This window comes from Bradyrhizobium sp. Leo170 (assembly GCF_004296405.1).
Taxonomy (GTDB): domain Bacteria; phylum Pseudomonadota; class Alphaproteobacteria; order Rhizobiales; family Xanthobacteraceae; genus Bradyrhizobium.
Genome location: NZ_PSRR01000085.1, coordinates 17924 through 27878, shown reverse-complemented (window position 1 = coordinate 27878; position 9955 = coordinate 17924). Strand labels below are relative to the sequence as shown.

General features: G+C 63.2%; 9 protein-coding genes. 6 read left to right on the top strand and 3 right to left on the bottom strand.

Annotated elements, in window-relative coordinates; genetic code table 11:
* Window positions 1-301 precede the first annotated feature (301 nt).
* Window positions 302-1519 (bottom strand): acyl-CoA dehydrogenase family protein, encoded by a 1218-nt coding sequence (locus CWO89_RS16740; RefSeq protein ID WP_130579881.1) that lies wholly within the window; start codon window positions 1517-1519, stop codon window positions 302-304.
* Between the two features lie 164 nt (window positions 1520-1683).
* Window positions 1684-2649 (bottom strand): ABC transporter substrate-binding protein, encoded by a 966-nt coding sequence (locus CWO89_RS45900; RefSeq protein ID WP_165421193.1) that lies wholly within the window; start codon window positions 2647-2649, stop codon window positions 1684-1686.
* Between CWO89_RS45900 and CWO89_RS47900 the strand changes: the two genes are divergently transcribed.
* Window positions 2626-3807, top strand: coding sequence for a vanadium-dependent haloperoxidase (locus CWO89_RS47900; protein ID WP_165421192.1), 1182 nt, complete (start codon window positions 2626-2628; stop codon window positions 3805-3807). The two genes, CWO89_RS45900 and CWO89_RS47900, sit on opposite strands and share 24 nt — an antisense overlap.
* Window positions 3808-4339: 532 nt before the next feature.
* On the opposite strand, the gene CWO89_RS16725 is transcribed toward CWO89_RS47900, so the two are convergent.
* Window positions 4340-5719, bottom strand: a complete 1380-nt coding sequence (locus CWO89_RS16725) for an amidase (protein ID WP_130579878.1) — start codon at window positions 5717-5719, stop codon at window positions 4340-4342.
* Between the two features lie 95 nt (window positions 5720-5814).
* On the opposite strand from CWO89_RS16725, the gene CWO89_RS16720 reads away from it, so the two are divergent.
* The 5 genes from CWO89_RS16720 to CWO89_RS16700 are packed head-to-tail and all read left to right on the top strand — an operon-like array spanning window position 5815 to window position 9953.
* Window positions 5815-6642: a FadR/GntR family transcriptional regulator gene (locus CWO89_RS16720; protein WP_130579877.1), complete on the top strand. Its 828-nt coding sequence runs from the start codon at window positions 5815-5817 to the stop codon at window positions 6640-6642.
* A complete protein-coding gene (urtB, locus tag CWO89_RS16715) occupies window positions 6639-7538 on the top strand; it encodes an urea ABC transporter permease subunit UrtB (RefSeq protein ID WP_130579876.1) in 900 nt (299 codons plus the stop codon). The genes CWO89_RS16720 and urtB overlap by 4 nt, the downstream gene beginning before the upstream one ends.
* A 2-nt stretch (window positions 7539-7540) precedes the next feature.
* A complete protein-coding gene (locus CWO89_RS16710) occupies window positions 7541-8545 on the top strand; it encodes a branched-chain amino acid ABC transporter permease (RefSeq protein WP_130579875.1) in 1005 nt (334 codons plus the stop codon).
* A complete protein-coding gene (locus tag CWO89_RS16705; RefSeq protein WP_245476336.1) occupies window positions 8545-9258 on the top strand; it encodes an ATP-binding cassette domain-containing protein in 714 nt (237 codons plus the stop codon). Before CWO89_RS16710 ends, CWO89_RS16705 begins: the two co-directional genes overlap by 1 nt.
* On the top strand, window positions 9258-9953 hold the full coding sequence (locus tag CWO89_RS16700) for an ABC transporter ATP-binding protein (RefSeq protein ID WP_130579873.1): 696 nt from the start codon (window positions 9258-9260) through the stop codon (window positions 9951-9953). The genes CWO89_RS16705 and CWO89_RS16700 overlap by 1 nt, the downstream gene beginning before the upstream one ends.
* Window positions 9954-9955 lie beyond the last annotated feature (2 nt).

Below are 9955 nucleotides of genomic sequence, written 5' to 3'. Positions count from 1 at the left end.
CACTAGCTCGCTTTTCGCACCAGCCGGCTTGACATGTGCCTTCGGAGGGCAACGCTCATGGGGTGGTCAGGCCACCGCCTGAAATAGCAATTTGAGATGGTTGCAGGTCCCCGCAACAAACCGGCAAGTCTTGCTCGAAAACCTGCATTTGGAATCGAAGGCCAATCCCGGGATAACTCCAGCTACGTCAAGAACGAATGGAGATGCCCGCGATCACTTGAAGCCAAAACTCCCGACCTGGCGATCATCCTTGGGAGCCGGCGGTCGGACCCCGCAGGGAAGTGCGGCGACCACGAGGGTGTCAGAAGAACCCTCCGGTCGGCAGTCGTGCGCCCTTGATCTCATACTCGCCGATGAGGCGAGCCTTGTATGTTGCGGGGTTGTGCGAGGCCAGAGTTCGCGCGTTGCGCCAATGCCGGTCCAGGTTGTAGAGCTTCTTGGTGGCCGAGGCGCCGCCGACGTCAAACAGCAATCCGCCGCCACGGATGGCCAGTTCGTCGACCACGACTTTGGCTTTGGCGGCAAGGACGGCGGCTCTGTGTGCGAGCTCGGTATCGTCCTTCCCTGCATCGCGGGCGGCCGCCACCACGTCTTGAGCATCCGCCGCCGCTAGAACGAGGGTTTCGGCTGCAAATGCGTTGCTGGCGATTTGGCCGATCGTCTGATGCAGGGTGGGATCATCCACCGTCCGTTCTGCGGAAGCAAAGTAGAAGGTTCGTTCGCGGCTGTGAATCAGGGCCTTGGCGTCGCGCAGGATACTGCGGAGGATGCCGGCGTTTACGGCGGTAAGGTAAAGTTGCGGCAGCGTGCTTGCATAGAGGACGCCGTAGCCGACGCCAGGCGCATCCAATATCACTTCGTTTCTCTCAACGCGGACATTGGTAAGGCGTGTCGTGCCGGTCCCGGACAAGCGCTGCCCGAAGCCGTCCCAGTCGTCGACCAGTTCCACGCCCTGGCGATCGACCGGAATGATCGCGGACGCCATTGCGCCATCGAGCGCGACGGCGCGAACGAGCACCAGATCCGAATACAGCGTTCCCGTGCTATAATATTTGATGCCGTCGAGCCGGTATCCGTCACCGTCCGGTGTCAGCGTCGTGGACAATGCCTTGCTTCCCACGACTGGGTTCCCCAACTCGGAGTTCGCAAGACCTACGATAGCCCCGCTAATGACCGCCTGCAGCCATTTGCTGCGCTGCTCAACGCCAGCCGGGCGCGCGTAACGCTCGACGAAGGCGAAGTGATTGCGGAGGATGTGAGCGACATTGGAATCGGCTTCTCCCAGTCGAATGACGACCTCAAAGAGTTCGCGAAAGGAACTGCCTCCGCCTCCCTCCGCGGTCGCGATCCGCAAGGCCCCGAGCTTGGCCTGACGGATCAGGCTGACAGCCTCGTAAGGGTGAACGCGTTTCAGATCGCGTGCGGCTGACCCCTCGGCGATGTAGTCGAGGAGCGCCTGCAATTCGGATGAATCGGCCGTAACGGGACGAGAAAATTGAGGCGGGACGATCTTGTTCATTGCATCCATCCGTCTGCGTGAGCCAGGCAGCGCCGTGGCATTTGCTGTTGTCGGTCTCTCGTCGGCAGGTGTCAGCCGATGAGTTTCCGTAGTTTGATACGATCACTATCGATGAAGGATACGAGTGCTGTTTCGTTTCGATGTGTCATGGTCGGTTTGTCATGTCATTGGTCCAGCCAGGCGTCCTTGTACGAGCCGTAGATGCCGTCGGGGCCGGTATCGAGACCATGAAGCCGCTTCGACTTCACGCCGAACAGGCTCACTTCAAGCAGTGTGATGGATGGAAGATCCCGCTGTGCGATGCGCTGGAATTCGCGAAGCAGTTCGCCGCGCCTTGCCGGATCGGCTTCGGCTTGGCTTGCCTCGATCACCTTGTCCATCTCGGGGCTCTGGTAACCGGAGCCGTTGGTCCAACTCGCATGATTGAAAGTCTTGCTCCAGAATCGTCGATGCACGCCGATCTGCGGGTCCGCATTGGCGGCGTAGTAGGCCGTCATGGTGTCGAAATCGCGCTCGGCGAACACCTTGCGCAGCCAGCCAGCAAGGTCGTAGTTGACGATCTCCACTTCAATCCCGACCCGCTTGAGTTGCTGCCGGATGAATTCGGCCGAGCGACGGAAGTCCTCGCCGTAGGCGACCGGGAGGTGGGTGATCCTGAACCGCACGCCGTCTTTGCCGCGCTTGTAACCGGCTTCATCGAGCAGACGCTCCGCCTTGACGGGATCGTAGGGGTATTGCTGCATATCGATAGCGAAGAACTGCTTCTGCGCGCTCGGCACGGGTGTGGAGGCTGGCTTGGCAAAGCCGTACCACGCGATTTCCGCGAGCGCCTTCTTGTCGATCGCGTGCGCGAAGGCCTGCCGAACGCGGATGTCCTTGAACAGCGGCTTCTCAAGGTTGAAGTCGAAGAAATACATCGGCGCGAAGGTGCCGAACCCATAGGTGACAATTTCGATGTTTGGCAGCTTGCGCAGACGGTCGACATCCGAGAGCGGAACCGGGGTCACTGGCACGTAATGCACCTGTCCGGTTTCAAGTCCTGCTGCGCGTGCGCCTGCGTCCGGGATGATGCGGAACAAGATGCGGTCGAGGTAGGGCTTACCGAGTTGCGCGACGACACCTCCAATCACGACGTGCTTGCAGCAACCGAGGAACTCAACAAGCTTGCCGATTTCCGGGGGCCGAAGTCTGGTGGGCGGGTCACGCCCAGTACGCTGTTCCGTGCCAATGCGCTTTATTTCGATCCGGCTGACCCGAAGGGCCGCTCCGTCACGCCTCCAGGCGTTTTGGACGGCCCGCCGATCTCGCAATTCCTGCTCCGGGACGTGCCGTATGCCGCACAGTGGATCAGTGCTCAAATTCGCACCGCGCTGCCCGCCAACGAATTCCTGACCGAATACGAGGAGTGGCTGGCGATCCAGAACGGCGCCGCACCGAAGCGCCAGCTGCAGTTCGACACGACACCGCGATATATAACGACAGGAAGAGATCTCGCGGAGTATATCCACACAGGTCCTGCACTTGGGTGGGCGGCAGCACTGATCCTTGCAACCCCCGGCGGTGGAGCGGATCAGCGGTACTCCGGGATGTATCCACCGGCAGAGGCCGTGTCCCACCCATCGAACCCGTATCGGAAATCGAAAACCCAGAGCCCTGCCGGTGCCACCTTCGGCTTGGCCTATGTGCAGGCACTACTCGCCACGGGGATCAGTAACTCCGTCCGCGCAGCCTACTGGCAGAAATATTTCGTGCACAGGGCTGTGCGACCGGAAGCCTACGGCGCTCTGGCGCACCATCGCCTTGCCAATGGCGTGAGCGACTACCCGTTGCACGAGAGCTTCCTGAAATCGGAAGCCCTCGATCGCAGCAAAGCCAAATACGGCACCTATCTTTTGTCACAAACCTATCCGGAGGCCGCGCCCCTTCACTCCACCTATCCGGGCGGTGCCACGAGCGTTGGTGCCGTTACGGCTACCATATTGAAGGCGTTTTTCGACGAGAGCCGCGTCATCGCCAACCCAGTGCAGCCCGATCCGGCTGACCCGACGAGGCTCGTGCCCTATAGCGGCCCGCCGCTCACGGTTGGTGGAGAGTTGAACAAGCTCGCGGTGAATTTCGGTTTCGGACGGAATTGGGCGGGCATCCACTGGCGATCCGACGCTTCCGCCTCAATGGCGATCGGCGAGGAAGTGGCTATCGGCATGCTGCGGGACGAGCGCACCACCCTCCGCGAACCCTTCGACGGTTTCTCCTTCACGCGCTTCGACGGCAGCCGCGTGACAATCTGACAGCAGCCGGGCGACACCCCTGGCGTGAGGCGCGCCCGGTCATGTGCAGAGGAGCGGAAGCGTCGTGCCCGACAGGCTATTGATGGAAGCTGAGGGCGGCGCCTGCTCGATCCGCAAACTTCCAATGACCGGAATCGGCGCTACTCCGCCGATCCCTCCGGCAGCCGCACACCGCGCGCAGCGGCTTCGCGCCGGCATGAGCGTTTCAGACCCTACGATCCGTGAGTGATCCGATAGCGCGCCATGTCTACAGGATGATCGAACGTGGCGAGCACTTCCGCTTATGGCCCCTTCGCTGACTGGATCAGCAAAGTCGCGTTCAGGTGTGCCTCTGGCTCGGCGACCTTGCGACTGACCGTCGCGAGCACGGTGAAAATGAGTGCTGTTTCCGAAGTTGGGATGATGAACCGCTGTATTTCCCGAAATGGCGATACCTCGACGATATCGGCTCCATATACGAAATCGCTGATCGTGTCATGGCACGCCACGCTGGAATCGGAACGTGCGCCGACGAGTGCCGGCCGGCATCGCGCTAGCGCGGCAGTTTCAGGCGGCCAAGTGCCTGCTCCAATGCATAGCTTGCCCGCAGCACCAGCGCGTCGGCGCGTGGTCCAGCTATGATTTGAAGGCCGATCGGCAGCCCCGCCGATGTCAGCCCGCATGGCACGCTGGCTGCTGGCAGACCGGCCTGGTTGACCCACGATGTCAGCGTCGGAAACGGCGGATTAGCCGGATCGAGGCTGGCGATCTCGGGCGCGCTGATATTCATGACCGGCGCAAGCAACAGGTCGTAGCGCTCGAAGAAGATGTTGATGCGACTGGCGAGGTCGCCGCGGGCGACAACAGCATCCACAAAGGCTCCCGCCGGCAGCTTCTCGCCCATCTGAACGAGCGCCTGCATTGACGGATCGAGTTGGCTGACGCGCTCGCTTAGCTTTCGTCCAAGCCGGGCCGAAAACGAGAACCAATGCACGCGGTGCACGTCGGCACATGCTGGAATTTCCGCCGGATGATCGGCCTCGATCTGCGCGCCCAGGCTTTCGGCGACCTTGAAGGCCGCGCGAACGGAGGCGGCGATCTCCGGCTCGATATCGACGCCCATGCCGAGATCATCGCTGACCGCCACGCGCAAGCCGTCGATTCCCCGATCGATGTCCGCAGTATAGTCGGCGCTGTCATAGGGCAGAGCATACCAGTCGTGCGGATCTGGACGTGACATGATGTCGAGCATCGCTGCGGCATCACGCACCGACCGAGTCATTGGTCCGATATGGCTCACCGTCGGAAAGGCACCTCGCGGATGATGCGGCACGCGGCCGAAGCTCGGCTTCAGACCGTAGATCCCACTCCACGCAGCCGGCACACGGATCGAACCGCCGCCGTCGGTGCCTACGGCAAGAGGACCGATGCCCGAGGCGACCGCCGCCGCCGCGCCGCCGCTTGAGCCGCCTGGGCTGTGCGCAGGATTCCAGGGATTGCGGGTGATCCTGGTCAGCGGACTGTCGGTCACGATCTTGTGGGCGTAGTCCGGCAGCGTCGTCTTTCCGAAGATGACTGCGCCGGCCTCGTGCAGCCGCGCCACGCATGGGCTATCGGGGCCTCGCGTATCGGACTCGGCAATGGCAAGCGAGCCGAAGCGGGTCGGCCAGCCATGTGCGTAGACGTTGTCCTTGATCGATACCGGCACGCCATCGAGCCCGCCAAGCGGCGCACCGGCGCGCCAGCGCTTCTCGGATTCACGCGCGGCTGCGAGCGCGGCATCGCGGCCAATGACGATGAAGGCGTTGAGCGTCGTCTGAGTCGCCTCCGCTCTTTCGAGCACGGCCGAGATTGCTTCAACCGGTGAAAGCTCCCGCTTGCGAAAGCGCGCGACGAGTTCGGTGGCGTCGAGGTTCAGGATCTCAGGCTGCATAGGCGCTCCTCCGCTTGACATATCATTATTTTCCTATTTATCATAATAAATATAGTCAACCGAAATGCGGACCGGTCGAAGCGAGGCGACAAGACGTGGCAAGGAAGGCATCGACGGCGCGCTCGCCGGCAAATGACGCGGTGAGGGCGCCGAAGCGCGGAGACCTCGTGGTCGAGGAGATCAAGCGCTGGATCGTGACGCGCCAGCTCAAGCCCGGCGACCGGCTGCCCAAGGAAGCCGAGCTGCAGGACCTGTTCTCGGTCAGCAAGGGCACGGTGCGCGAAGCGCTCAAATCACTGGAGGTGCAGGGCTTCATCTCGGTCAGCACGGGACCGTCCGGCGGCGCCACCGTGGTCGAGGTGCCGCTCGAGCGCACCTTCCAGCTCGTGCAGAACTATCTCTTCTTCAAGGAAGTCGATGTCCGCGACATCTACACGGTTCGCAAGATGCTGGAGCCCGAGCTCGCCGCGGGTGCCGTCCCGCATCTGACGAAACGCGATTTCGAGGCCATGGAGGCGAGTATCGACACCTGCGCGCCGACACCAGCCTCGGTCGACGATGCGCTGCGCATGCGCCAGGAGGACCTGCACTTCCACGACATCCTTGCGGAAGCCAATCCGAACCCGTTCCTTCGTTTCTTCTGCCAGATGGTGAATCAGACGCTCCGGCGCCTGGTCGTGTTCGGTGCGAATCCGCTGCAATCCCACAATACGGAGCTCGGGCGCACCAACGTGCTGGCCCATAGGGAATTGCTTGCGGCTGCGCGCAAGCGCGATGTCGAGAAGGTGCGGCGGTTGATGCTCGCCCATATCGAGGAAGCCGAGACGCATGTGTTCAGGATGCACGGCACCATGAGCAGCCGGCTGGTGCTGGACTCCGAGATGCGGGTCAACATCACGCCCCGTCTGGCGCGCAAGCCATGAGCGGCACCGTCGTCGTTATCCTCAACGCGCTCACGCTGATCAGCATCCTGGCGCTGGTCGCGATCGGGCTTGCCATCGTGTTCGGCATGATGGACGTGATGAATCTCGCTCATGGCGAGTTTGTCACCATCGGCGCCTATACTCTGTCTTTCGTGCAGGCGGCGCGCTGGATGCTGCCGCCGGAAACGGCCTATTGGGTTGCGCTGGTGCTGGCGCCGCTGATCGGAGCGCTGGTCGGCCTTATCATTGAATGGGCCGTGATCCGCCGGCTCTATCATCGGCCGCTCGACACGATTCTCGCCACGTTCGGCATCAGCCTGATCCTGCAGAAGCTCATTGAGCTGAGCTTTGGCGCGCTGCCGCAGGTCGTCGTCGCGCCGGTCTCTGGCATGGTCGACCTGTTCGGCGCGCACTATCCTGCCTATCGTTTCCTGATCATTGCGCTGGGCGGAGTGGTGATCGCGGCAACGCTCGCCGCGTTCCGCTGGACCCAATTCGGCGTCGACCTGCGCGCAGTCATCCAGAACCGTGCGATGGCGGAATCGCTCGGCATCGATGCCAAGCGGCTCACCCGCATCGCCTTTGCCGGAGGTTCTGCGCTGGCCTCGCTCGCCGGCGTGCTGCTGGCGCCACTCGCCTCTGTCGAGACCCATCTCGGCACCTTCTATATAGGCAAGGCCTTCTTCGTCGTGATCCTCGGCGGCATCGGCTCGGTGCTCGGGAGTGTCGCCGGCAGCGTGCTGGTCGGCGGCGCGGAGACGCTTCTCAACTATGAGCTCGATCCTTCGCTGGCGTCCGCGCTGGTGCTTGCGCTTGCCATCGTGCTGGTACGCCTGCGGCCGAGAGGCATCGTGCCGGGCTACAGCGCCGCTCACGAGCTCCTGGGCAAGGGCTGAACATGGCACGACTCCTCGTCGCATGCCGATTGTTGTTTGCGCAGCCTGGGCTTGGCGGCCGTGAACGGGTCGGTGCGCAGATAGCCGTCGCGGCGTTTGCGGTGCTTGCGCTGTATCCCGCTGTTGGATCGGACTATCACCTCGCGCAACTCCGCGATGCGCTGCTGCTTGCGATCTTCGCGCTGAGCCTCGATTACCTCTGGGGCCGTACCCGCATGCTGGTGATGGGGCACGCGCTGTTCTTCGGGATCGGCGCCTATGGCATGGCGATTGCCACCACCAGGCTGGGCTGGCCGACCGGCGGCGGGCTCTTGCTTGGCATCGCGGTGGCCGCATCGGTTGCCGCGGCCGTAGGCTATTTCTTGCTCTATGCCGGCGTGCGGCTGCACTTCTTCGCTGTCCTCACCATGGCGATGTCCCTGATCGCGACGCAGATCGCCGCAAGCTGGTCCAGCGTAACCGGGGGCGACGTCGGAATTCTCGGCGTACCTCCGATCGAGTTCTCGGCTTTTGGCTTGCACTATTCCGGTGGCGACGGCACGGCGAGCTACTACGGTGCGCTGTTTCTGGCCTTCCTCACCATGCTGGTGCTGTGGCTTGCCTGCCGCGCTCCCTACGGACTGATCCTCGAGGCGATCGGCAGCAACGAGAACCGCGCGCGCACGCTCGGCTTCAACACCGCTCGCCAGCTCCTGATCGCCTTCACCGCTGCGGCGGCGCTCGCGGCGTTTGCCGGCGCATTGTTCGCGACAACGGCCGGCGTCGTGGCGCCCGACCTGCTCGGAACACTTCTCTCCACCGAGGTGATGATCTGGGTCGCGATCGGCGGCCGCGGCACCTTCATCGGTCCTCTGTTGGCAACTCTGCTCGTGCACGAGGCGAGCCAGACCATCAGCAGCCTCAGCACCAGCCTGTGGCCGCTGCTGCTCGGTGCCCTATTCCTGTTGATCGTGTTCGCGCTGCCCGACGGGCTCGTTTCGCTGCTCAGGCGCAGGAAGGAGGCGTGATGGGCACGCTGCTTGAGATCGAGCAGGTTGGCAAGCGCTACGGCGGCATCATGGCCATCGACGGGGTCTCCTTCACGATCGGCGAGCGCGAGCTGGTCTGCGTGATCGGACCCAATGGCGCAGGCAAGAGCTCGCTGCTCAATGTCATGAGCGGCACGGTGCGGCCCGATCAGGGGGACGTGCGATTTCGGGGCCGGTCGCTGCGGAGCCAGCCCGCGCATGCCTTCGCCAACCATGGCATTGTACGCAAATTCCAGGGCGCCAACGTCTTTCCCTGGATGACGGTTACCGACAGCCTCCGCATGGCGGGACTTGGCGTTGCGCTGCATTCCGGCCGCGCGCCGCCCGCCGTCGAGGACGTGCTCGCAACCATCAAGCTCGGCCATCAGGCCCATCGCCTGGGCTCGATGTGCTCGCACGGCCAGCGACAGTGGCTCGAGGTCGGCATGACCCTGATGTGCCGGCCGCGCATCCTTTTGCTCGACGAGCCGACCGCCGGCATGACCGCGGTTGCGACTGTGGAGATGGCGGAGCTGGCGCTGCGGCTTGCGGCGGAGATGTCGGTCGTCGTGATCGAGCATGACATGTCCTTTGTGCGCCGGCTCGGCTGCCGCACGCTGGTGATGCATCAGGGCCGCCTGATCGCCGATGGCCCGTTCGATGCGGTGTCGCACGACGAGCGGGTGCGCGACGCCTATCTGGGGCGCGCCTGATGCTCCGAATTGCAAACCTTCGCGGCGGCTATGGCGCTGGCCCGGTCCTCGACGGCGTCGACCTCGTGGTAGCGAGCGGCGAGGTCGTCAGCGTGGTCGGCCGCAACGGTTCGGGCAAATCCACCCTGATCAAGGCGGTGATGGGTCTGCTGCCGGTGGCACTCGGCACGATCGAACTCGACGGCAAGGCGCTGCTTGGTCTGCCTGCCCATCAGATTGCGCGGCGCGGCGTCGCCTATGTTCCGCAGGGGCGAGGCATCTTCCCGCGGCTCACCGTCAGGCAGAATCTCGAAATCGGCGCGCGCGCCGCCGGCGCCAAGGATGGCATTCCGGGCGACGTGCTCGAGCTGTTCCCGTTTCTCAAGGAGCGATTTGGCCAGTCTGGCGGCACCATGTCGGGTGGGGAGCAGCAGATGCTGGCGATCGCCCGCGCACTCGCTTCGCATCCGCGCTTGCTTCTGCTCGACGAACCTTCTGACGGCGTGCAGCCACGTATCGTACAGGAGATCGGCGAGCTCATTCCTGAGATCGCGCGCGCGCATCGGCTTGGCGTGATCCTGGTCGAGCAGAATCTCGATCTCGCGATGGCGGCGGCAAGCCGCATCGTGGTGCTCGACAAGGGCATGATCGCGCATGAATGCGCATCGGAACGGTTTCGTGATGTGGATGTTCAGACGCGTTTCCTCGCGATCTGACA